The organism is Arthrobacter sp. UNC362MFTsu5.1 (assembly GCF_000685965.1).
Taxonomy (GTDB): Bacteria; Actinomycetota; Actinomycetes; order Actinomycetales; family Micrococcaceae; genus Arthrobacter.
Window position 1 is genome coordinate 198559 of record NZ_JMLE01000005.1, and the last position, 21544, is coordinate 220102.

Annotated in this window: 21 protein-coding genes and 1 tRNA gene; 9 read left to right on the plus strand and 13 right to left on the minus strand. The window is 65.7% G+C overall.

Features of this window, described 5'->3' with window-relative positions; translation table 11 throughout:
- The first annotated feature begins 14 nt into the window (after positions 1-14).
- Positions 15-893 carry a DMT family transporter gene (locus tag BS38_RS0107325; protein WP_043437962.1) on the plus strand — a complete coding sequence of 293 codons (879 nt, stop codon included), beginning with the start codon at positions 15-17 and terminating at the stop codon, positions 891-893.
- Here BS38_RS0107325 and BS38_RS0107330 read toward each other — a convergent pair.
- On the minus strand, positions 880-1542 hold the full coding sequence (locus tag BS38_RS0107330; protein ID WP_028270208.1) for a helix-turn-helix transcriptional regulator: 663 nt from the start codon (positions 1540-1542) through the stop codon (positions 880-882). The genes BS38_RS0107325 and BS38_RS0107330 overlap by 14 nt on opposite strands.
- A gap of 89 nt (positions 1543-1631) precedes the next feature.
- Here BS38_RS0107330 and BS38_RS0107335 point away from each other — a divergent pair, with 89 nt between their 5' ends.
- The gene (locus tag BS38_RS0107335) at positions 1632-2051 is read left to right on the plus strand and encodes a DoxX family membrane protein (protein ID WP_028270209.1); all 420 of its coding nucleotides are present in this window, start codon (positions 1632-1634) and stop codon (positions 2049-2051) included.
- 10 nt (positions 2052-2061) lie between these two features.
- On the opposite strand, the gene BS38_RS0107340 is transcribed toward BS38_RS0107335, so the two are convergent.
- From BS38_RS0107340 to BS38_RS27590, 3 genes are all read right to left on the minus strand, one after another.
- On the minus strand, positions 2062-2772 hold the full coding sequence (locus BS38_RS0107340; protein WP_051628776.1) for a hypothetical protein: 711 nt from the start codon (positions 2770-2772) through the stop codon (positions 2062-2064).
- A 90-nt stretch (positions 2773-2862) separates the two neighbouring features.
- Entirely contained in the window at positions 2863-3339 is a 477-nt protein-coding gene (locus BS38_RS27585; RefSeq protein ID WP_231511112.1) for a hypothetical protein, read from the minus strand.
- A gap of 50 nt (positions 3340-3389) precedes the next feature.
- Positions 3390-3770 (minus strand): diacylglycerol/lipid kinase family protein, encoded by a 381-nt coding sequence (locus BS38_RS27590; protein ID WP_231511113.1) that lies wholly within the window; start codon positions 3768-3770, stop codon positions 3390-3392.
- A gap of 124 nt (positions 3771-3894) precedes the next feature.
- Here BS38_RS27590 and BS38_RS0107350 point away from each other — a divergent pair, with 124 nt between their 5' ends.
- The 4 genes from BS38_RS0107350 (at position 3895) to BS38_RS0107365 (ending at position 7082) form a co-directional block, all read left to right on the plus strand.
- Positions 3895-4839: a J domain-containing protein gene (locus BS38_RS0107350; protein WP_028270211.1), complete on the plus strand. Its 945-nt coding sequence runs from the start codon at positions 3895-3897 to the stop codon at positions 4837-4839.
- 50 nt (positions 4840-4889) lie between these two features.
- Entirely contained in the window at positions 4890-5357 is a 468-nt protein-coding gene (locus tag BS38_RS0107355; RefSeq protein WP_028270212.1) for a tRNA (cytidine(34)-2'-O)-methyltransferase, read from the plus strand.
- A gap of 257 nt (positions 5358-5614) precedes the next feature.
- Complete coding sequence (locus BS38_RS0107360; protein WP_028270213.1) at positions 5615-6220, plus strand: sigma-70 family RNA polymerase sigma factor; 606 nt, start codon at positions 5615-5617, stop codon at positions 6218-6220.
- 1 nt (position 6221) lies between these two features.
- Entirely contained in the window at positions 6222-7082 is an 861-nt protein-coding gene (locus BS38_RS0107365; protein WP_028270214.1) for an anti-sigma factor, read from the plus strand.
- A 191-nt stretch (positions 7083-7273) separates the two neighbouring features.
- Here the strand turns inward: BS38_RS0107365 and BS38_RS0107370 are convergent, their stop codons facing one another.
- The 6 genes from BS38_RS0107370 to BS38_RS24620 all read right to left on the minus strand — a co-directional run bounded on the left by BS38_RS0107370 (position 7274) and on the right by BS38_RS24620 (position 13893).
- Positions 7274-8668 carry a GntT/GntP/DsdX family permease gene (locus BS38_RS0107370; protein ID WP_028270215.1) on the minus strand — a complete coding sequence of 465 codons (1395 nt, stop codon included), beginning with the start codon at positions 8666-8668 and terminating at the stop codon, positions 7274-7276.
- Positions 8669-8715: 47 nt separating this feature from the next.
- Positions 8716-9249 carry a gluconokinase gene (locus BS38_RS0107375; RefSeq protein WP_028270216.1) on the minus strand — a complete coding sequence of 178 codons (534 nt, stop codon included), beginning with the start codon at positions 9247-9249 and terminating at the stop codon, positions 8716-8718.
- 73 nt (positions 9250-9322) lie between these two features.
- Entirely contained in the window at positions 9323-10099 is a 777-nt protein-coding gene (locus BS38_RS0107380; protein ID WP_028270217.1) for a PIG-L deacetylase family protein, read from the minus strand.
- Between the two features lie 4 nt (positions 10100-10103).
- Positions 10104-11057 (minus strand): electron transfer flavoprotein subunit alpha/FixB family protein, encoded by a 954-nt coding sequence (locus BS38_RS0107385; protein ID WP_028270218.1) that lies wholly within the window; start codon positions 11055-11057, stop codon positions 10104-10106.
- A 13-nt stretch (positions 11058-11070) separates the two neighbouring features.
- Positions 11071-11871, minus strand: a complete 801-nt coding sequence (locus tag BS38_RS0107390; protein WP_028270219.1) for an electron transfer flavoprotein subunit beta/FixA family protein — start codon at positions 11869-11871, stop codon at positions 11071-11073.
- Positions 11872-12156: 285 nt separating this feature from the next.
- Positions 12157-13893, minus strand: coding sequence for a trypsin-like peptidase domain-containing protein (locus BS38_RS24620; RefSeq protein ID WP_043437965.1), 1737 nt, complete (start codon positions 13891-13893; stop codon positions 12157-12159).
- 299 nt (positions 13894-14192) lie between these two features.
- Between BS38_RS24620 and BS38_RS0107400 the strand changes: the two genes are divergently transcribed.
- Both BS38_RS0107400 and BS38_RS0107405 read left to right on the plus strand, forming a co-directional pair.
- Entirely contained in the window at positions 14193-16238 is a 2046-nt protein-coding gene (locus BS38_RS0107400; RefSeq protein ID WP_028270220.1) for a TPM domain-containing protein, read from the plus strand.
- A gap of 111 nt (positions 16239-16349) precedes the next feature.
- Entirely contained in the window at positions 16350-17141 is a 792-nt protein-coding gene (locus tag BS38_RS0107405) for a PspA/IM30 family protein (RefSeq protein WP_028270221.1), read from the plus strand.
- Positions 17142-17232: 91 nt separating this feature from the next.
- On the opposite strand, the gene BS38_RS0107410 is transcribed toward BS38_RS0107405, so the two are convergent.
- The gene (locus BS38_RS0107410; protein ID WP_043437967.1) at positions 17233-18492 is read right to left on the minus strand and encodes a hypothetical protein; all 1260 of its coding nucleotides are present in this window, start codon (positions 18490-18492) and stop codon (positions 17233-17235) included.
- A gap of 209 nt (positions 18493-18701) precedes the next feature.
- Between BS38_RS0107410 and BS38_RS0107420 the strand changes: the two genes are divergently transcribed.
- Entirely contained in the window at positions 18702-20126 is a 1425-nt protein-coding gene (locus BS38_RS0107420) for a cryptochrome/photolyase family protein (RefSeq protein WP_028270224.1), read from the plus strand.
- 56 nt (positions 20127-20182) lie between these two features.
- Here the strand turns inward: BS38_RS0107420 and BS38_RS0107425 are convergent, their stop codons facing one another.
- Positions 20183-21121, minus strand: a complete 939-nt coding sequence (locus tag BS38_RS0107425) for a cytochrome b/b6 domain-containing protein (RefSeq protein WP_028270225.1) — start codon at positions 21119-21121, stop codon at positions 20183-20185.
- A gap of 342 nt (positions 21122-21463) precedes the next feature.
- Positions 21464-21540 (minus strand) — tRNA-Met (locus BS38_RS0107430).
- Between the last annotated feature and the right edge of the window lie 4 nt (positions 21541-21544).

The window sequence follows — 21544 nt, forward strand, 5'->3', positions numbered from 1 at the left end:
TGTAGATTCGAGCGGTGAAAGCCTCGATTTACCTGGTGCTGGCCACCCTCTTCTGGTCCGGCAACCTTGCGGTGGGGCAGGCAGCCGTGGACACCATGACGCCCCTGGAACTCACGTTCTGGAGATGGGCGCTGGCCGCCCTTCCGCTTGTGGCGCTGGCCCACTTTGTGGAACGCCCCGACTGGCGTGCAGTCCTTGGCCGCTGGCGGGTACTGCTGCTCCTGAGCGTTCTCGGGATGGGCTGCTACACCCTGCTGCTCTACACCGCCCTCCAGCACACGTCCGCTCTCAACGCTTCGCTGATCACGGCTGCCAATCCGGCGCTCATCGTGGTGATGGCCATTTTCATGCTCGGTGAAAAGCCCGGCCTCTTCGGCTGGCTGGGCATCGCCCTGGGTCTCACCGGGGTGCTCCTGGTCCTGACCCGGGGCGAACTGCTCCGCGTGTTCAGCATTACCTTCAATTTCGGTGAACTGCTGATGATCGGGGCGATCGTCGTGTGGGGCTTCTACACCATTATTTCCCGCCGGCTGGGCCTGCCGGCCATCGCGGCCACAGCCGTCCAGGTGGTGATGGCCACAGTCCTGCTGGGTCCGGTGGCACTCGCCGCGGGCGCAGGTTTCCCCGCTACCGCAGCCGAAGGTTGGTCGATCGCATACATCGCCGCGTTCCCGTCGCTGGGGGCGTACCTGTGCTGGAACCTCGCACTCAAAACAACAGCACCCGCCACCGCCGGCAATTACCTGAACCTGATTGTTGTGTTCACGGCGGCCATCACGGTGATGATGGGCATTCCGGTCAGCCTGCCCCAGATCTTCGGGGGCATGCTTGTCATTGCCGGTGTGCTGCTGGCAGGCCGGCCTCGGAAACCCGCGGAAATCAGGGCGGCGTAACCCTGGCGCAGCACTGGCCGGCCGCTTTGTTCCCCACGATGCGGTCCTCGGCAACTCCGCAGCCGGCGGCCGCGCCGGTGAGGAATGCGCCGTTCATGGCGCAGACCACGTCGGCGTGGCCGTCCGCGAGCCGGTGGAACGGACAGTTGCGCAGCGCGAAGCCGCCCGCACCGTCCGGATCCGGCAGGTAGCCCTCCGCCGAGAGGAAGTCCTCGAGGCTGTGGCTCCCCTCCGCCATCTCCAGGCCCTTCGCGTAGGACGTGGCCAGCAGCGCGTCGCGGACAGGCTCGCCGGCGGCACTGGACCGTTCAATCGCCGCCGCCATGAGTTCACCGGCCAGGTCATAGTTGCGGTCCGGTACGGAAGCGCCCAGCTCCGGCTGGGCGGGCCGGTACAGCTTCGCCGGCCGGCCCGAGCCCGGGCCGGCCTTCCCGCCGAGCTTTCGGAACTCGACGGTGAGCACACCGTCCTGCACCAGCCTGTCCAGCTGGAACGATGCTGTACTTCGCGGGATCTCCAGGGCGGCGGCCGCTTCGTCACGTCCCACCGGGCCGGCGGAGGACGATACGAATCCGAAGAGTTTCCTGCGGTTCTCATCACCAAGTGATGCCACGGCCGCGATCCGGCGGGCCCAGGGAAGTCTGCGCATGGAACACCCTAACTCTAAAAACAAGATTCATTGCTTAATTCAGAATCTCTTTCTAAAATTATGTTACCTACTTTTAGAAGGAGCAAGCCATGAAATCATCCTCGGTGCTGACCACGCCCGGCCGCAGCCTGGCCGCCGAACCGGGCCGGCAGGCCTTCCTGCTGCTTCGCACGGTCTTCACGGTCGCCCCGATTATTTTCGGCCTCGACAAGTTCACCAACCTGCTCGCCGACTGGACCGTGTATCTGGCCCCCGTGGCCACATCAGTGGTTCCGCTGCCGGCCCAGACCATCATGTACATCGTTGGTGTGGTGGAGATTGTTGCCGGTATCGCGGTGGCGCTCCGGCCACGCTTCGGATCCATGCTGGTGGCCGTGTGGCTGCTGGGCATCATCATCAATCTGCTGCTCCTGGGCAGCTTCTTCGACGTCGCCCTCCGCGACTTCGGCCTGCTCGTGGCCGCCCTGGCCCTCAACCGGCTATCGCCCCGGGGTTCCCGCAAGGCCTAGCGGGAACGGCTCAGTCCGTTGGCGGAACGACCACCAGGCGTTCCGCCACGTCCGCCCGGGCCGCTGCGAGCGCAGCGGAGTCCGGGCACACGAGTGAAATGTAAACGGACGAGGCGGCTTTGCTGAACAGCCTGGCCAGCACCGCTGCCGACTTTCCGCCTGGCGCCGATACGCCGTCGTAAGCCAGCACCTCAACCGCTGGCCCGGGTTTGCCCGGTTCACCGCCCCAGCGCAGGGTGTCGGTCTTCAGGTAACCGGGAACCAGGGTGGGATCCAGGTACCGAAACAGTTCAACGGTGGAGGCCTTGTCGTCGCCGGTAACAGCCAGTGCGCCCTGATTCACGCGGACCCGGGCCGACACAACGCATCCGTCGGCTTTGACGTAGCGGTTCTCCCCTGCCGCGTTCTCCCTGACCGGTTTCCAGCCCGGCGCCTCACGGAGCCCGTCCGAAAGGCCGACGCTGACACCTGGGGCCAGTGAGTCACCGGCAGTAAACGGAAGGTCCTTCGCGGCCACCGCCGCCGCATCGTGGCCCGGCGTAATGGTGGGCGTTGCCGGCGCGGGCGTGGTCTTGGCAACGCTCGGGGCCTCTGGATCCGGGACGCCCACACTGCAGCCGCCCGCGCCGGCCAGCAGCACTGCCAAAGTCAGCGGCCGCGCAAGCCGCCGGATCACGCCGGTCAGCGTGGACGAGCGGTCCGCCGCGTGCCCCCTGCCCATCGTTTGCACACGGCCCCCATATCCGCTCTGCCGGCGGCGCTGTTCCGGCCGGTCCTCCGCAAGAGTTTAGACGCTCCGGCCGGTACACCGTTACGGCACGGCAAGTACCCGGACGGCCCCGGGCACCACCTCGATGGTCAGTGGCAACGGGCCAAGCCGCTCGCCGTCGGCGTACGCAACAACGTTCGCGGCGGACAGCTCAACCCGGCGCACTTGCCTGATGTGCACTGCCCGGTGGCCGGTATGGCGGCCGGAAAAGACTTTCGGGAAGACTGCCAGGAAGCGCACCCGGGACAGCGGCTTCACGATGAACAGATCGAGGAACCCGTCGTCGAGCACGGCGTCGGGGGTCACCTTCATGCCGCCCCCGATGGACTGGCCGTTCGCCACCGAAATGAGCATGGCCCCCTGCCGCCAGGTTTCACCGTCGGCTGTCACTGTGTAGTCCACGGCTTTGAATGTGGCGAGTTCACGGAGCATTGCCAGGTTGTACCTGCTCCTGCCGCGGGGCCAACGCCAGGCATTGGCGCGTTCGTTCACGGCGGCGTCGAAGCCGGCGGAAACCACTCCGGCAAACCAGCTGGTTGCACCATTCCCCGTGACGCGCCCAGCGTCAATCAGGCGCCCGCCATCGTGCAGTGCCGCCAGGATCCGTTCACAGGCGGCCGTTGCGCGTTCAAGGGGAGGCCCAGGGCGCGGGCCATGTCGTTGCCCGTGCCGCTGGGAACGATACCCAGCGGCACCGTTCCGTAGGGCACGCCGAGTCCCGCGAGGGCGTTAATTCCCAGATGGACCATGCCGTCGCCGCCTACCACAACCAGCGCGTCACAGCCCGAGTCCAGCGCCTCACCCACCGCAGCGGCGAGCCGGTCATAGCTGGCCTTCCTCAGCACGATGACACGTGCCCCGGCGGCGCGAAAGAAAGCCACCACGGCGTCGCCCGTGTGCCGGGCACCGCCGAACGAAGCGCGCGGGTTAATGGCAACGGCGATGATCATGCGCTGAATTATGCCAGCGGCCGGGAACCAGAGCCTCGGGCGCGGACGTTGAGCCTGTACACGGTTAAACTGGGCGGACCGGACTGCCTGAGTGGACTGGAACCGACAAGATAAGGATCAGTGCTTGACCCAGGGCAGCAGCTCCCATTACCAGGTCCTTCGCCTTCCCGTGACGGCGACGGACAAAGAGATCAAGGTGGCTTACCGCAAGGCCGCCAGGCGGGCGCATCCCGACCACGGCGGCGATGCCGCCGTTTTCCGGCAGGTGACGCTTGCCTACGAGACGCTGATTGATCCGAAGCGGCGCGCCGCCTACGACCGCTCGTACGCACATGGAACGGGCGCGACGACGACGGACGGCGCCCATTTCGACGCCCCCGCAGCCGGGAGCCGGGCCTCCGCAACCGTGCACCGGCCCAACACGCCGCGCAACACGGCAGGCGACCCTCCGGTGTACGTCCCGCCGTTCGAGGACCCGGAGTCAGGCAGCGTTCCGCTGATCCCGGCGGAGCTTGCCGCCCGGCAGGTCCATGGCATGCCGCGGAAACGTGGCATCTTCGGCGCGGAAGCCCGCATCCAGCGCGAAATGCGGACCGTTCAGCTGATCAGCAGGCAGATCCTCCCGGCGATTCCCGCTGCGCGGCTGATCAACGGGCTGCAGTCACCGGCGGACAACAGCCACATCGACCATGCCGTGCTCTCCGGCTACCGGCTCGCGCTGATCGGATCCATGCTGTTGCCCAAGGGTGCGTATGCCTGGAACGGAAGCACGCTGACGCACGGCGGCCGGGCCATCGCTCCGCCTCAACTGGCGCACATCGTCCGGCGCATGCAGGACATCTTCCCGGAGCTCAACGTGACGGGATGGACCGTCATCCACAGTCCCGACGGCAACCTCCATGAACCTGTGATCGACCACCACCGGCGGTCACCCCGCGGGCATGAAGCGGTACAGGTGGTCAACGGGGCCGGACTGGTCCGGGGACTCAAGGAGTTCCTGAGCTCCGGGCCCGCCCCGAACACCGTCAACGTCCCCGCCCTCGCCAGGCTGCTCCGCGGAATGCACTGACGGCCGGCCCGCAGGCAGCGGGCTGCCCGGGCGGTCGCTAGGATGGGACGGTGTTTCGCATCCTCTTCCACTCCCCCGAAATTCCCGGCAACACCGGCAATGCCATCCGGTTGGCCGCTATCACCGGCGCCGAGCTGCATTTGGTGGAGCCCCTGGGCTTCGATTTTTCCGACGCCAAGCTCCGCCGGGCAGGCCTGGATTACCACGACCTCGCCGTCGTGACGGTGCATAAGAGCCTCGACGCGGCGTGGGAGGCTTTGCAGCCCGAGCGCGTCTACGCGTTCACGTCCGACGGCGAAACCTCCTACACGGACATCAGCTACCTGCCCGGTGACGTGCTCCTCTTCGGTCAGGAATCCGTGGGGCTGCCGGAGGATGTCAAGCATGACCCGCATGTGACGTCCCGGGTGCGGCTGCCGATGCTTCCCTCCCTGCGGTCCCTGAACCTCGCCAACGCGGCGTCGATTGCGGTATTTGAAGCCTGGCGCCAGAACGGCTTCGCCGGCGCCAAGCTCTAGCCCGGCGCCCCGGGCACTGCCGCTGCGTTTGCCCGGCAGGCCTGCAACTAGTGGAGTTCCCCGGCCCATCCATCCACCACTGCACTCCGAATAACCTGTGAAGGCCAACCCGGGCCCCCAACAGGATCGAGGAGCGGCAGGTGACTACAGTGCAGGTCCGCAGGTCCCCGGCCCGGAACAGTCGCACCGCCCACAGCGACGTTCCGAGCGCTCCCGGTGCCAAGCGTTCGCCCGAAACCGACTTATGCTTGGGGGTAATGGAAACTCCCAACGCCCCAAACCCCGAAGCCACTGCTTCCCCGGGCACTCCCGCCGAAGTGAACCGGCGGCTCGGTGATCTGCTGGCACTGATCGCCAACGGTGACCAGGGGGCGTTCGCGGAATTCTATGAACTGACTTCCCGGCGCGTCTTCGGCATGGCACGCCGCGTCCTGATTGATCCCGAGCTCAGCGAGGACACCACGCAGGAAGTCTTCCTGCAGGTCTGGCAGAACGCGGCGAAATTCAACCCGGAGGCGGGCAGTCCGTTGGCATGGCTGATGACGATCTCGCACCGGCGCGCCGTGGACAAGGTCCGCTCCTCCCAGTCGTCCACTGACAGGGAAGCCAAATATGGCGCGAGCAGCCAGGACATCGACCACGACTCCGTGTCCGATGAGGTCGGCAGCAGGCTGGAAGCCGAAGCCGTTGTCAGATGTCTGGATACCCTCACCGAGACACAGCAGCAATCCGTCCGGCTGGCCTACTACGGCGGGCTAACGTATCGCGAAGTCGCGGAGAAACTCAATGCCGCCGTACCCACCATCAAGTCCCGCATCCGCGATGGACTGATCCGCTTGAAGACCTGTCTGGGGGTGAGTTGAGATGACCGACATGAACCAGCCGAACAGCAGCCGTCCGTCCGGGATGTTTGCCCACGACATCGCCACGGACCTGGCTTCCGGCCGTGCCGTGGAGCTCGCCGAAGTGTATGCGCTGGACGCTGTGACCCCCGCCGAGCGCGCTGCCATCGAGGAATATATCTCCGCCGCGCCGAGGCCGGAACGGGAGGCCTTCGACGAGCGCGTCCGGCAATCGCGCGAAACGCTGGCCTTCACCTTCACTGCGGAGGAGGAACCGCCCGCAGGACTGTTCGACCGCATTGTGGCCCAGCTTCCGGCCCAACCCGGCGCCGTTCCGGTTTCCACCCCTGTAATCCACGGGCATGCGCAGGAACCCGGCCAGGCGCCGGGCACTGACGAGCTCGGCGCAGCCCGCCAGCGCCGTGAAGAACGACGCCGCGCGCCGGGGCTCCGTAACTGGTTCATCGGGGTGGCCGCTGCCGCGGTCATCGCGTTGGGCGGCGTCGGCGTGGGCGCCTATGTGGCCAACCAGAACGATCCGCTGAACCAGGTGCTCCAGGCCCAGGATGTCCGGCAGGCCACCGTGGACGTCAGTGGCGGAGGAACGGCCACGGTCTCCATCTCGTCGTCCCGGGACGCAGTGGTGGTGAAGATGAACGGCGTGCCTGCTCCTCCGGCCGGCAAGGTCTACCAGATGTGGCTGATCCCCAAGGACGGCTCTGCTCCGGTTTCCCAGGGGCTCATGGACGCAGAAGCACTGTCCAAGCCCGCCGTGGTGAAGGGCATTCATTCGGCGGCCGCGCTGGGCATCACCGTTGAACCGGTGGGCGGCTCCGCTTCGCCCACGCTGCCGACAGTCGCCGCGGCCCCTCTCGGCGCTTAGCCGGCCACCGCCGTCGTCCTCACCGGCCTGCTGGTGCCCGCCTTCCAGCGTGCACCGGCAGGCCGCGGCACTTTAACGACAAAGCCCTTAATGGCAAGAACCGCGCAGGCCCTGCTCCCTTTCATGTCGAGGGGAGCAGGGCCTGCGCGGCGGCGCGGCTCACCTGAGCCGGGGGCCGATCAATCGCGCCGCTAAATTATCAGCGACAGCAGCATCACGAAGCCGAAGCCCACCACGGAGATCAGCGTTTCCATCACGGACCACGTCTTGAACGTCTGCCCGACGGTCAGTCCGAAGAGCTCCTTGACCAGCCAGAAGCCGGCGTCGTTGACGTGGGAGAGGAAAAGCGATCCCGCGCCGATGGCCAGTGCCAGCAATGCGGCATGGGTCGGGGTCAGTGAGCTGGCCAGCGGAGCCACGATGCCTGCTGCCGTCACCGTCGCTACCGTGGCGGAGCCGGTGGCCAGCCGCAGCGCGACGGCCACGATGAAGCCCAGCACCAGGACCGACATGTTGGTTCCTTCGGCCCACTTCTTCACGGCGTCACCGACGCCGGCCCCGATCAGGGTCTGCTTGAAGCCGCCGCCGGCACCCACGATCAGCAGAATGGCCGCGATGGGGCCCAGGCTGGCGCCGACCTTGGACGTGATGCGGCTGCCGGTGAATCCCACGGCGTAACCGAAGGTGATGATCGCCAGCAGCACGGCCAGGGTCATGGCAACCAGGGGCTGGCCAACGAAGTCAAAGAAGATCCGGACCGGCGGTGCGGTTTTGGGATCCGGCCAGATGATGTCCACCACGGCTTTGAGCAGCATCAGCACCACCGGGAAGATGATGGTCAGCAGGGTGACAAGGAACGTGGGCTGGCGCTTGACGCCTTCCATGTCCGCGCCATGCTGGGTATCGATGCCTCCGGCCACGGCGGGCGCACCCACCGGAACCCATTTTGCGGCGAGGCGCGAGAACAGCGGTCCGCAGATGATGACCGTGGGGATGGCAACGAGGATGCCCAGGGCCAGGGTGGTGCCGAGCTCTGCCTTGACCGCGCTGATCGCAATCAGGGGTCCGGGGTGCGGCGGCACCAGTCCGTGCAGCACCGAGAGCCCGGCCAGCGCGGGAATGGCGATGCGCATCAGTGGCATCCTGGAACGCTGCGTGACCAGGACGATCACCGGGAGCAGCAGCACAAGTCCGATTTCGAAGAACATCGGCAGGCCGATGATGACTGCCACCAGGGTGACGGACCAGACAACCTTGTTGCCGCTTGCCTTGTCCATCAGGGTGTCCACCACCCGGTTGGCACCGCCGGAATCGGCCAGGAGCTTGCCCAGCATCGCGCCAAGGGCGATCAGCAGGCCGACCTCCTTCAGGACGCCGCCCACGCCGTCTTCGAAGTTGGAGATGACCTTGGCAAGTTCAACGCCTGAGGCCAGGCCCACGAATGCGGAACCGAGGACGAGCGCCAGGAAGGGGTGCAGCTTGAGTTTGGCGATCAGCACCACAATGAGCGCGATGCCGATTGCAGCGACCACCAGAAGCTGCGTGTCGTGGCCGGTCCAGCCCTCGACGGCAGCAGGCAGCTGCATTGCTATTTGAGAATTCAAAATATGGTTCCTAAGTGCGTAACGCTGGTTTATGGGGTCGCGGCGTCTGCCGCGCCCAGGTTGAGCCGCTCGATGATTTCCTGGGCTTCTTCCGACGGCGTGGCCGATACGCACAGGGAAATGTGCTCTTCGTCCGCCGTCGGCTCTTCCAGCGCATCAAACTGCGATTCGAGCAGCGCGGGGGGCATGAAGTGCCCGTGGCGCGATGCCAGGCGGTCGGAGATCTTTTCCTTGCTTCCCTGCAGGAAGACGAACACCACGCCTTCACCGCGCAGGGCGTCCCGGTAGCGCTTCTTCAGCGCGGAACAGGTGACGACGCCGGGGGTTCCGTCCTGCGTGTGCGCGCGGATCCATTCGGCGATGGATTCCAGCCACGGCCATCTGTCCTCGTCGGTCAGCGGCTCACCGGCCTGCATTTTTGCGACGTTCGACGCCGGGTGCAGGTCGTCGCCTTCCGCCAGGTCCCATCCGAGCCTGCCGGCCAAGAGGCCGGCCACAGTTGATTTACCGGATCCTGAGACACCCATGATCACCAGTACCGGCTGCTGCGCAGTCTTCGCCATCAAAGTCTGCCTTCCTGAATAAATATGATTTAAACAGAGGCCAGCATATGACACGGGTTACACCCGGGCAACCCTAGAACCCGGCGATGGTTCCGGAACCGTTGATTGTGACGACATGAAACGCCTCGGCACTGCGCCCGTCGGCCAGACCGGCCCGCGCGCCGGTATCCAGCGTGAGCGCTCGGACTGTGCGGTCCATGGCCTCCAGGTCCGGGTGCTGGCTGGCATGGACATGGATCGCCGCCAGCTTCTCCTCGACGTGTGCCGTGACGTCCACAAAGTGGTTGTCCCGTTCCTCGGGCCCGGCAAACAGCCAGAGCCACGGAAGCTTGTAGGCTTCAAGGCCCGCCTCGGCCAGGTCCGGGTATGCGAAGGGGTTTTCCAGGGCCGGATAGACAGCGCGCGTTACGGCCTCCCCCACGGCGAGGTGGTCCGGGTGGCTCTTCTGAATACGGTTCCAGTTGCGTTCGGGATGCATGGAAAGCACGACGTCGGGCCGGATCTCCCGGATCAGCTTCACCACTCCCCTCATCACCTCGTGCGTCGGTTCCAGGTAGCCGTCCCGCTCGTGGAGATAGTGGATGTCGGTCACCCCGACCAGCGCAGCGGCCCGGCGTTGTTCCTCCGCCCGCATGGCCACGATCTCGTCGCGCTGCGCCGGGTCGAAGCCGCCGGCGTCGCCGTCGGTCATGATGCAGTAACTGACCTCGACTCCTGCCGCGGTCCAGGCAGCGATCGTCCCGGCGGCGCCGAAGTCGATGTCGTCCGGGTGGGCGGTAAAACAAAGGACCCGCTCAACCCGGTGGTGCTCCGGGTTGAACGGGCTCTGCGCCGTAGCGTTGATGCTCAATTCATCAGCCTTTGCGCTTCTTGATCTCTTCGGTGGCCTGCGGAAGGACCTGGAAGAGGTCGCCGATGATGCCGAAATCGGCGATCTCGAACACCGGTGATTCGGCGTCCTTGTTGACGGCAACAATGACCTTGGCGGTCTGCATGCCGGCTTTCTGCTGGATGGCGCCGGAAATGCCGGCGGAAATGTACAGCTGCGGGGACACCGTCTTGCCGGTCTGGCCCACCTGCGCGTCGTGGCCGATCCAGCCGGCATCGGTTGCCGCGCGGGACGCACCAACGGCGGCACCGAGGGCATCGGCAAGTTCCTCAACGGGACCAAAATCGCCGTCGACGCCGCGTCCGCCTGCCACCACGATCCGCGCCTCGGTGAGGTCCGGACGGCCGCTGGCCGGCTTGTCCGTGCGGCCGGTGATCCGGGCAGCGCCGGCCGAGGCGGATTCCGGGACGTCGACGGTGAGTACCTCGGGGCTTGCCGCCGCTCCCGCGGGTTCCGGCGTGACGCTGTTCGGCTTGACCGTCAGCACGGACACGGCCGTGGTTGCCCTGGCCGTGGTGGTGTAGGAGCCAGCCAGCACCGACTTGTGGGCCGTGCCGTCCGGGTCCACTCCCACGACGTCGGTGATGACGCCGGCGCCAAGCTTGATGCCCAGCCGGGCTGCGATCTCCTTGCCGTCAAACGAGTTCTCCAGGAGCACCGTCGTGGCACCCGAGGCCGCCACGACCCCGGCCAGGAATGCGGCCTTTGGGCCGACCAGGTATGCGTCAAGGTCGTCGGACGAGGGCCGGAAGATGGCGGCGGCGCCATGGGCACCCAAGGCGGCGGCGACGTCGTCGTTCAGCGGTCCGTTGACGGCTACGGCTGTGTCACCGAGCGCACGGGCGATCGTCAGCAGTTCGAGGCCGCTCTTCTTGAGGGCCTGCCCGGGGTTGTCAATGAATACAAGTACTTTTGCCATGTCTGGAATCCTCTTAGAGCAGCTTCTGGGCGGCCAGGAACTCGACCAGCTTGATGCCGGCGTCGCCTTCGTCGGTGATGATGGTGCCGGCGGTGCGCGGCGGGCGGGGGGCTGCCGTCTGCACGGCGGTCCAGGAACCGGCTTTGCCCACCTGTGCGGGGTCGACGCCGATCTCCGCGAGCGAGAGCGTGGTGATGGTCTTGCGCTTGGCAGCGATGATTCCCTTGAAGTTCGGGAAGCGCGGCTCGTTGATCTGGTCGGTTACGGACACCACGGCAGGCAGCGGCGCCTCGATGGTGTCGTAGTGCGTGTCACTGTCGCGGCGGGCGATGACGCGGCCGCCGTCCACTTCCAGTTCGGAGGCGAACGTGACCTGCGGGAGCCCGAGCCGTTCGGCCAGTTGCGCAGGAACGAGGGAGGTCTCGCCGTCGGTGGACGCCATGCCGGTCAGGACCAGGTCAACGGGGCTGTCTGATCCCAGGTGGCGGACGGCTGCAGCCAGCGCCAGGGACGTCGCGGCGGCATCGGATCCGGCCAGCGCGTCGTCGCGGAGGTGGACGCCTTCGGTGGCGCCGATCTGGAGGGACTTCTTGATGGCATTGACGGCACCGGCGGGACCCATGCTCAGAGCGATGACCTGGTTGCCGGCCTTTGCTCCGCCGCGGGCTTCTACCAGCTGCAGCGCGGCTTCCAGGGCGTATTCGTCCAGCTCGGACAGGATGCTATCGGCGCGGTCCGTGGTGTTGTCCTCGGCGCTGAGGTGACGGTCCAATTGCGCGTCTGGTACATGCTTGACCAGAACGATGATCTTCAATGTCTCTTCCACTTTCTGTACAGCAGCCTTCCATGCTTGTGGATAGCCAGCCGGGTGAGGTTATGGCCGCGGATCTCCCCCGGGGTGCGGGTAGAACCAAGCTAACCATATAGCGGGGTGCCCGCGCCGTCCCGTTAAGGCCTGTGTCAGGCAGGCGGGGCTTACACCCGGCCGGCGCCGGACCACGGCAGCGAAGCAGCGGAGGCGGGGCCACCATGCCGGCGGCCCCGCCTCCGCTGACGGGTAGATTCGTGCTAGCCGCGCCGCCGGAGGCGGCTCCGGCAGTTACTGCTCCGCTGCCGCTCCGAGTGTCACGTCCACCTGCTGTTGCTGGCCGCCGCGCTGGAATGTGACCTTCACGGTCGCACCGGCCGGCTGCTCTCGAACCGCTGCGGTCAACTGGTTGGGATCGCTGATGACGAGGTCGTTGAATTTCGTCACGACATCGCCCACCTTCAGGCCTGCCTTGGCGGCGGCGGAGCCTGACTCCACGGTGGCCACTTCCGCGCCCACCGAGAAGGACGAGCTTGAGGACGTGGACGACTTCGGCTTCACGCTGACGCCGAACTGGCCGTGCGTGGCCTTGCCGTTATCGATGATCTCCTGCGCCACACGCTTGGCGTTGTTGATGGGAACGCTGAAGCCCACGCCGATGTTGCCGCTGGTGCTTGAGCTTGACTCGCCGCCGGCCGAGGCAATGGCCACGTTCACACCGATCACTTCACCCTTGCTGTTGACCAGGGCACCGCCGGAGTTGCCAGGGTTGATGGCGGCATCCGTCTGGATCACGTTAAGGGAGATGGATCCCTGGTTCGCGGAGTTCTGGGTCTGGCCGCCGTCCGGCGGAGCAAACTGGAAGCCGCCTTCGCCGTCGCTTTGGGAATCATCCGCGCCTTCCTTGGGCGCTGCCGATGAGGCCACGCTGATGGTCCGGTTGAGCGTGGAGACGATACCGTCGGTGACCGTTCCCGTCAGGCCAAGGGGCGAGCCGATGGCGATGGCGGTGTCACCAACGTTCAGCTTGCCGGAGTCCCCAAGGGTTGCCGGCGTCAACCCGGACGGGTTGTCCACCTTGATCACGGCAAGGTCGCTCAGGGGGTCGGTGCCAACGATTTTCGCGGTGAGCACCCGGCCGTCACTCGTCCGGATTTCGATGGTGGCGTTGGCCGTCTTGCCGTCAAGGGTCACAACGTGGGTATTGGTCAGGATGTGGCCGTCCTCGTCGAGGATGATTCCTGAACCGGTGCCGCCGTCGCTGCCGCTCGTCGCTTTGATGGTCACCACACTCGGGGACGCCTTCAACGAAGCGGCGGTAATGACGTTCACGTCATCTTTGTTGTTGACGATCACGGTGCTGGGCTGTCCGCCGGCGCTGCTCACGGCTGACGTGGAGCCATTGCTGATGAAGGCGTCGCTGGCCGCCACCACTCCGCCGCCCACCAGGCCGGCGGCAAGAATGCTTGCGACCAGGGTTCCCACGCCAAAGGCCGCTTTCCGCTTCGGGGTGCTGGCCGGATCGGAGGCGTACATGCTGCCCGGGTGCTGGTGGCCGGCCTGATAGGGGCCGCTGCCCTGCGGGGCGCCGGCACCGGAGTAGTTGCTGTGACCCTGGTGGGCGTCAGGCTGGCCGGAATGCTGGGCGGACGGGCCGGCCTGCTGGCCGTAGAAGGGCTGGTGCTGCGGATAGACGGGCTGCGGTGCACCGTCTCCGTGAGGATGTGGCTGACCGTTGCGGAAGGGCGCACTTCCATCGTCGGACGGTGCACGGTCGAGCCGGACGGTCGGGTTGTCCTGGGCGCCTGGGTTCCCTTGGGCGCCTGGGGTTCCCTGGGTATCGGAGTTTCCTTGGACTGAGTCTCCGGCCGGTTGCGCCGGAGCCTGCGGCTGCAGCGCGGGCTGCTGCTGGTGCCCTGCATCCAGCGGTTGCGTGTCCGCGTGAGCAGGCTGCGCCGGCCAGCCCTCGCGGGGCTTTTCCGGACCCCTGTTCTCAGGCGATCCACCCTGTGCTGGGTTCTCAGTCATTAGACTTCCTTTCATCCTCGTCTGCCTTTAACTATGGACCCTCAGACTGGAGCTAAGGCGTCCGTTGGCTGGGAGGTTGCTGAACGCCGCCGGAGTCCGTTTTTGGCGGGTCCGGCAAGTGCTTGCAGCGCTTTTCGCTGGTGGCATATTCCCCGATGTGGACGGGTATTTTGGTGCACCATAGAATCAAATGGAATTGCCACAGCGACCTGCGGCTTTACACATGCGTGGGGGCGCTGCTGCATTCTGTGACGACTGGCTCGGCCCGAATCAGTCGCAGAAGTGCTGAAGGGTTGCACATGCGGTCTAAGTTCAAACGCCTCCTCGCCGTGATCGGCCTTGCCGGGCTGCTGGCGGTTCCCGCCACTGCCGCCTGGGCAGAAGATCCGGTGACCCTCGACCCAACGACCAAGATCGTCGACTCCGCTGGCGTTTTGGGCGGTAAGAAGTCCGACGTCGAAGCTGCCATCAAGAAGCTCGGCACGGATCACGCCATGACATTCCACGTTGTCTACGTGAAGAAGTTCGAGAACCCCACCGACAGGGTTGCTTGGGCAAAAGCAGTAGCCGACAAGGCAAGTTTGGGCGCCAACGCCATGCTTCTGACCGTTGCAACTGAAACCCGTCAGTACCAGTTGAGCAAGCCGTCAAACAGCAAAATAACGAACGCCCAGCGCGACAATATCCGCGACAAGGCCGTTGATCCCCAGCTTCGAAATGGAGACTACGCGCAAGCCGCCATCGACGCTGCCGCTGCCATCGGCGATGCCGCCGGCGGCGGTCAGGGCAATGTGCCAGGTGATGGAGCAGGAACGGCCGTCCTGGTTGGAACCGGAGTGGTGGCTGCCGGCGGTGTCGGCGCCTACCTCTACCTCAGAAACCGCCGGAAGAAGGCTGCCATCGCTTCCAGCGCCAGCTACGGACCGCAAGGCGCAGAGCTTGACCCGCTGGCCTCCCTGAGCGTGGACGAGCTGCGCAAAAAGAGCGGTTCGCTGCTCATTGAAGCCGATAACGCCATCAACTCCAGCGAGCAGGAACTGGGCTTCGCCCAGGCACAGTACGGCGATGCCGCCGTCGGGAATTTCACCAAGGCCCTGCAGGAAGCCAAGGGTCACATGTCCGAATCGTTCAAACTGCAGCAGCAGCTGGACGACCACATCCCGGACACCGAGGAACAGCAACGGAGCTGGCTTGGCGAAATTATCCGCCGTTCCGAGGCTGCCCTGGCCTCACTCCAGGAACAAAAGGCCGACTTTGATTCGCTCCGTGAACTTGAGAAGAACGCCCCGCAGGCCCTTGCCGCGGTGAACGCCGGGGCCCAGGAAGCTGACGCCAGGATCGCCACGGCTGAACAGACCCTGACCACCCTGCGGGAGAAGTACGCGGACAGCGCCCTTGTCCAGGTCTCGGACAACATCGGCCAGGCCAAGGAGCGGCTCGCGTTCGTGCAGAACGCGTCATCAACGGCCCGGGACAAGCTGGCAGCCGGAGAAGGCAGCCTGGCTGCCGTGGCTGTCCGTGCCGCGGAGGAAAGCCTGCACCAGACGAAGGTTCTGCTCGAAGCCATCACGAAGGTCTCCGGGAACCTGGACGAGGCCCGTAACAGCCTTGAGGCCGCTGTGGTGGACACATCCCAGGATCTCGCGCAGGCCAAGGCAATGATCCAGTCCGGAGCCCATCCTGAACTTGCCGGGCCGGTGGCCGGAGTGGAAGCCGCACTGGCCCAGGTCAAGGCGGAAATCCAGGGCGGCAAGATCGATCCGATCGCCACCCTGGAGCGGGTGGAAACTGCCCATCAGTCGCTGGACCAGTCCCTGACGGGCATCCGGGACCAGCAGGAACAGGCCCGCCGCGCGCAGGCGTCGCTGCAGCAGACCATCATGTCGGCGCAGGCGCAGATCAGCGCCACCTCGGACTACATCACGGCGCGCCGCGGCGGAGTGGGGACCGAAGCGCGTACGCGCCTGGCCGAAGCCCAGCGGAACCTGGATTATGCCTTGTCCATCTCCCGCAATGATCCGGTCACGGCACTGACGTACGCCCAGCAGGCCCACGCACTGGCCGCACAGGCCGCGCAGCTCGCCCAGGGCGATGTGGACAGCTTCGGCTACGCAAACCAGGGCTATGGCCGTGGCGGCATGTTCGGCGGCGGAGGCGGCGGAGGTGGCCTCGGCGGTGCCATCCTTGGCGGCATCCTCATCAACTCCATCCTCAACGGCGGCAGCGGCGGCGGTTGGGGCGGCGGCCACAGTGACGGCGGCGGCTGGGGCGGCGGCGATTTCGGCGGCGGCGGAGATTCCGGCGGTGGCTGGGGCGGCGACTCCGGAGGCGGCGGCGACTTCTAGCCGATCCACAGACTAGGCGGCGGCCGGTTTCCCCGGCCGCCGGATAGAAGCGGTATATCAACTGTTCACTGAAATCAGTGGCGACCACTGAGCAGGATGAAAGGCAACACCATGGTTAAGCAGTCCATTTTCGGCCGTATGGCGCAGCTGGCAAAGGCGAACATCAACTCCTTGCTGGACCAGGCCGAAGATCCGCAGAAGATGCTGGACCAGATGGTCCGGGATTACACGAACAACATTGCCGAAGCTGAATCTGCTGTGGCGCAGACCATCGGCAATCTGCGGATGCTCCAGGACGACTACAACGAGGACGTCAAGAATGCCCAGGACTGGGGCAACAAGGCCCTGGCAGCGTCCCGCAAGGCCGACGAGTACCGGAGCAGCGGCGACGCCGTGGACGCCCAGAAGTTCGACAACCTGGCCAAGGTTGCCATCCAGCGCCAGATGGCAGCCGAGAACGAGGCCAAGGCAGCAGAACCCAGCATCGCCTCGCAGACCGAGGTTGTGGACAAGCTCAAGACCGGCCTTGACCAGATGAAGAGCAAGCTGAACGAGCTGACCAGCAAGCGCAATGAGCTGGTGGCCCGTTCCAAGACCGCCGCAGCACAGTCCCAGGTCCACGACGCCCTCAAGAGCATCGATTTCATGGATCCCACCAGCGAGGTGGGCCGCTTCGAAGAGAAGATCCGCCGCGAAGAGGCGAAGGTCCGCGGACAGCAGGAGCTCGCCGCGTCCAGCCTCGACGCACAGTTCAACCAGCTCGAAGACCTTGGCGAGCAGACTGAGATCGAAGCTCGACTCGCGGCCCTGAAGTCCGGCGGCGCGAAGCCTGCCATTGGGTCGTCGGCCAATTCGTCGGCTGCCGATTCCACGGTTGAAGAGGCTGATTTCGACAAGCTCTAGTAGCTGATCCGGTTCCGGACCGGACACCGGAAAGGCCGGGGTTCCCTGACGGGAACCCCGGCCTTTCGGTTTTCGTCGACAGCGCCCGCAGCTAGCTCAAGGTCACCGCCGGTTCGCCTCCCGACGTCAGCCCGGTACCCGCCGTACAGCTCCCGGAACGGACATCGCCGCCGTTGTAGGCCTGGCGCAGGCAATTGCGCAGGGCCAGCTGGCCCCAGTAGTTCGGATGCAGTGATTCCTGGATGTAGTAGTCGCTGAAGGCAGTGCTCGCCGTCCGGATCTCGTTGATCCACTCGCTGAGGTCCGCTGCGCCCGCGCTCCGCCAGTCCGCCAGCGCGGTGTTGTTCAGCTTCTTCGTCGTATCGGCGCACAGTTCATGGCCGCTGAAGAGCGCGGACACGTTGAGCGTGCGAACACCGGTCACACCGGAAGCAGCGATTCCGGCTGAAATTGTGGAGTTGATGGCAGGCACGGCGGTCCCCGCCGCCCAGTCCAGGTCCGCGTTCCAGAATCCGCAGCCGTAGGTGCTCTGCCGGCTGAAACCTGATTCTGAATAGGCGATGCGGGAACTCCGCGGCAGGGGCGAGACGTAGTTCTGCACCACCAGGCTGTACTCACCGGGCGCGTAGCCCGCGTTGCCCATTGCCTTGGCAACGTTGGCCAGCGACGTGCCGATCCGGGCCGCCACAGCCGCCCTGTTGGCGGCCGAGAAGTTCGTGGCCACCGTGGTGGAGTCCTTGCAGTAACTCGGCGCCCACCAGGGGCTGGTCATGAACTTGGAGACACACGTGGCGATGATGCCGGCAAAACCCAGGTCATTGCCGCCGATCGAGACCACTACCATCCTGACCCGGTGGGATGATGCGAAGCGCTGAAGTTCAAGGGCCTGGCCGGTGTTCCCTGCTGCGTCGTTGTAGAAGTCGAGGCCCGGTTTGAACTCCCCTGACGAGTTCCAGGACGTGGCCGTTTTGGCGCCGGAACAGGCCAGGTTGAGCGCCTGCGCCTGACCGATGCTGATTTCCGCTGACGAGGAACGGTGGCAGCCGCCCGTGCGCTCCGACTGGCCGGCATCAAGGTAGGCGGCGTCGCCCAGGGCGTCCGCCTGGGCCGGGTCGCTCGAGTTGCCCGCCCAGCGGCCTGCCTCCCCCGAAATGTAGGAGTCTCCGACACTCACCACCCACGCATCGCCGCCCGGGGGCGCAGCATGGGCGACGGGGGCAATCAACCCGGAAACCGAGACGGCGGCGGCCAGCCCTGCCAGGAGTGTCCGGGCGGCGGGCAGACGGCGGCGTGCTGTTCGGGCCGCCCTGGCCTCTTTTGAATCTTTGGCCGCTGCAAGGAATAGCTTCATTGGTCATCCTTTTTCCTGCGCGCGGCATCTTTGCGGCGAACAGGTGGCCGGCATCCGGCCGCCTCCAGCCGTATACCGTTGTCAACAGGAAAAGGCCCGATCCGAACGGAACCGTCCCTGCGGAGAATGAACGCAACGGACGGCAGGAGCGAGTCTACGGCCAAGTTACCGGCCAGTAAATAGCACCGAGCGGCGTGTACCGTGGAAGCATGCCTTCCACCATTGTCTGGCTTCGTGATGACCTTCGCCTGGATGACAATCCGGCGCTGGCCGACGCGGCAGCCCTGGGCCACCCAGTAACCGTCGTCTACGTCCTGGATGAAGAATCGCCCGGGGTGCGCGCGCTCGGCGGTGCAGCCAAGTGGTGGCTGCACCATTCGCTGGCGTCCCTGGCTGCCGGGCTGGAGGCCGCCGGCTCCCGGCTTGTCCTTCGGCGAGGGAAGGCGGCGGGAATCATCCAGGAGCTGGCCGCAGAGACCGGAGCCACCCATCTGAGGTGGAACCGCAGGTACGGCGGGCCCGAACGCAGCATCGATGCCGGCGTTAAGGCCTGGGCCGGCGACGAAGGCCTTGATGCCGCGAGCTTCCAGGCCAGCCTCATGTTCGAGCCCTGGACCATCCGCACAGGCGCCGGCGGACCCTACAAGGTTTTCACGCCCTTCTGGCGCGCCTGCCTCGACGGCGGTGAGCCGCGGATGCCGTCCGGCGCTCCCGGCAAGCTTCCTCACCCGGCGCAGAACGACGACGGGGAGCTCCCCCACAGCGACGACCTGGACAGCTGGGGGCTGCTCCCCCGGTCACCGGACTGGAGCGCCGGACTTGCGGAGGCTTGGACGCCCGGTGAAGCGGGCGCGCACAGCCGCCTGCACGATTTCCTTGACGGCCCTGTCGAGGAGTACGGAACCGGCCGCGACCGGCCGGGACTCGAGGGCACCAGCCGCCTCTCCCCCCACCTTCGTTTTGGTGAAATCAGTCCCTTCCGCGTCTGGCACGCGCTCCGTGAGCGCTTCCCGCACCAGGCACCCGCCGACGTCGGGATCTTCCGGTCCGAATTGGGCTGGCGCGAGTTCTGCTGGCAGCTGCTCTATGAGAACCCGGAGCTGGCCACCCGGAACTACCGCCCCGATTTCGACCGTTTCGAGTGGCAGACGCCGTCGGACGCTGAGCTGGAAGCGTGGCAGCAGGGCCGGACGGGCTATCCGTTGGTGGACGCCGGAATGCGGCAACTGTGGCAGACGGGCTGGATGCACAACCGCGTCCGCATGGCCGCCGCATCGTTCCTGGTGAAGAACCTGCTCGCTGACTGGCGGCTGGGCGAGGCCTGGTTCTGGGACACCCTGGTGGACGCCGATTCAGCCAGCAATCCGGCCAACTGGCAATGGGTGGCCGGATCAGGAGCGGATGCTTCCCCGTATTTCCGGATCTTCAACCCGGTGACGCAAAGCAAGAAGTTCGACGCGGCGGGCCGCTACCTGCGGGAGTTCATTCCGGAAATCGCCGGGATGGATGACAAGGCGATCCACGAACCCTGGAAGTCTCCGGAACAGGCCGCCGGGTATCCGGAGCCGGTGGTGGGCCTGCCGGAGTCACGCGAGCGGGCCCTGGAGACCTACCAGAAGCTCAAGGAGAGCTGAGCCGGGCCGCCTATAGCGTACCCGGCCAGCGGCCAGCGCCAGCCCCGGCAGGCCGGTCAGCGGCTGCTGACCTTGCCCATCAGGGACGCAATGGGACTCAGGAAGAGCGGCCTGGCCAGGAACCACGCAGCGACCATCACGGCGACTGACGCGGCAAAGATGCCGAAGCCCACCCAGCTGACGTCATCGCTGCCGCCATACATGTGGTTGAGGTTCCGGAGCGCACCGGTGGCGAGCACCAGGAACACGTGAACCACGATGAAAGCGGCAAAGTAAATCATCACCGGGAAGTGCACGGCCCGGGCTGCCTCGATCGGGTAGGCCTTGTTCAGCGCCTTGGCGTTCTTGGGCCAGGCCGAGGACATCCTGAGGCCCGTGATGAACGCCAGGGGCGCCGCGATAAAGACCGTGATGAAGTACGTGAGCAGCTGCAGGGCGTTGTAGTTGACCCAGCCGTTCTCCGTGGGCCAGTTCAGGGATGCGTACTGCAGCGCCGCCGAGAGCGCGTTGGGGAAAACATCCCAGCTGGTGGGCACGATGCGCGCCCACTGTCCGGTTGCGAAAATCAGGACGGCGAACACGATGCCGTTGAGGATCCACAGCGCGTCCAGGACGAGGTGGAACCACAGCGCGAGGCTGATCTTCGTCGGGGCATTCCTGGTGCGGATCATGCCCTTGTTGTTCCGGGTCCAGTAGGCCGCCGGACGTGTCTGCGTGCGCACCTGCCAGCCGGAGCGGATGATCAGCAGCAGGAAGAAGCCGTTGAGGAAGTGTTGCCACGCCAGCCAGGCCGGGAAGCCCTCAGGAGTTCCCGCAGGGAGCTCTGAGTGGCCCGGGTAGGCCGCCAGGAAGTCCTTGACCCCGGCAAGTCCGGTGATCCACTTCGCGAGAAGCACCACGAGAAGAAGGGCAACGAGCGCGGCCGGCACTGCCCAGTACAGCTTGGCCCATTTGCTCTTCGCAGTTCCGGACTTCTTCTTGGTCGGTAGTGACATCGAACAGCATTCCTCTCGAGAATGATCGACTAGTGACGTAGGCGGATCCACCCCTCCCGGGTGCACCAGCGGGAGCGCCGGCCGGGTTAAGTGCGCCTTAATAGCTTGAATCATGAACAGCGGAAGAGCGAACCCTGACGGGCCGGTGGTCATCCCCCGCAACATAGGATCCGTTTCCTGGCGGCGCCGGCCTGCCAATGCGGTGATCGTCGTTGAACAGCCACTGGCACCGTAGGACGTAGCCCCCGCGAACGAGAATACTAGGAAATGCTAGTAGTTGGTGACCCGGGGACAAAGAAAAAAGGCCCTGACCGGCATATCTGCCGGTCAGGGCCTCTTCCATGGTTGCGGGGACAGGATTTGAACCTGTGACCTCTGGGTTATGAGCCCAGCGAGCTACCGAACTGCTCCACCCCGCGTCGC

What these genes read in the sequence shown, in the direction of transcription:
- BS38_RS0107340 (WP_051628776.1), bottom strand. Translation starts at nt 2,772, where the DNA reads ATGGGCAGGGGGCACGCGGCGGACCGCTCGTCCACGCTGACCGGCGTG.
- BS38_RS0107375 (WP_028270216.1), bottom strand. Translation starts at nt 9,249, where the DNA reads ATGGCGAAGACTGCGCAGCAGCCGGTACTGGTGATCATGGGTGTCTCA.
- BS38_RS0107405 (WP_028270221.1), top strand. Translation starts at nt 16,350, where the DNA reads ATGGTTAAGCAGTCCATTTTCGGCCGTATGGCGCAGCTGGCAAAGGCG.
- BS38_RS0107385 (WP_028270218.1), bottom strand. Translation starts at nt 11,057, where the DNA reads ATGGCAAAAGTACTTGTATTCATTGACAACCCCGGGCAGGCCCTCAAG.
- BS38_RS0107370 (WP_028270215.1), bottom strand. Translation starts at nt 8,668, where the DNA reads ATGCAGCTGCCTGCTGCCGTCGAGGGCTGGACCGGCCACGACACGCAG.
- BS38_RS0107330 (WP_028270208.1), bottom strand. Translation starts at nt 1,542, where the DNA reads ATGCGCAGACTTCCCTGGGCCCGCCGGATCGCGGCCGTGGCATCACTT.
- BS38_RS0107335 (WP_028270209.1), top strand. Translation starts at nt 1,632, where the DNA reads ATGAAATCATCCTCGGTGCTGACCACGCCCGGCCGCAGCCTGGCCGCC.
- BS38_RS0107420 (WP_028270224.1), top strand. Translation starts at nt 18,702, where the DNA reads ATGCCTTCCACCATTGTCTGGCTTCGTGATGACCTTCGCCTGGATGAC.
- BS38_RS0107410 (WP_043437967.1), bottom strand. Translation starts at nt 18,492, where the DNA reads ATGAAGCTATTCCTTGCAGCGGCCAAAGATTCAAAAGAGGCCAGGGCG.
- BS38_RS0107400 (WP_028270220.1), top strand. Translation starts at nt 14,193, where the DNA reads ATGCGGTCTAAGTTCAAACGCCTCCTCGCCGTGATCGGCCTTGCCGGG.
- BS38_RS0107365 (WP_028270214.1), top strand. Translation starts at nt 6,222, where the DNA reads ATGACCGACATGAACCAGCCGAACAGCAGCCGTCCGTCCGGGATGTTT.
- BS38_RS27590 (WP_231511113.1), bottom strand. Translation starts at nt 3,770, where the DNA reads ATGATCATCGCCGTTGCCATTAACCCGCGCGCTTCGTTCGGCGGTGCC.
- BS38_RS24620 (WP_043437965.1), bottom strand. Translation starts at nt 13,893, where the DNA reads ATGACTGAGAACCCAGCACAGGGTGGATCGCCTGAGAACAGGGGTCCG.
- BS38_RS0107425 (WP_028270225.1), bottom strand. Translation starts at nt 21,121, where the DNA reads ATGTCACTACCGACCAAGAAGAAGTCCGGAACTGCGAAGAGCAAATGG.
- BS38_RS0107360 (WP_028270213.1), top strand. Translation starts at nt 5,615, where the DNA reads ATGGAAACTCCCAACGCCCCAAACCCCGAAGCCACTGCTTCCCCGGGC.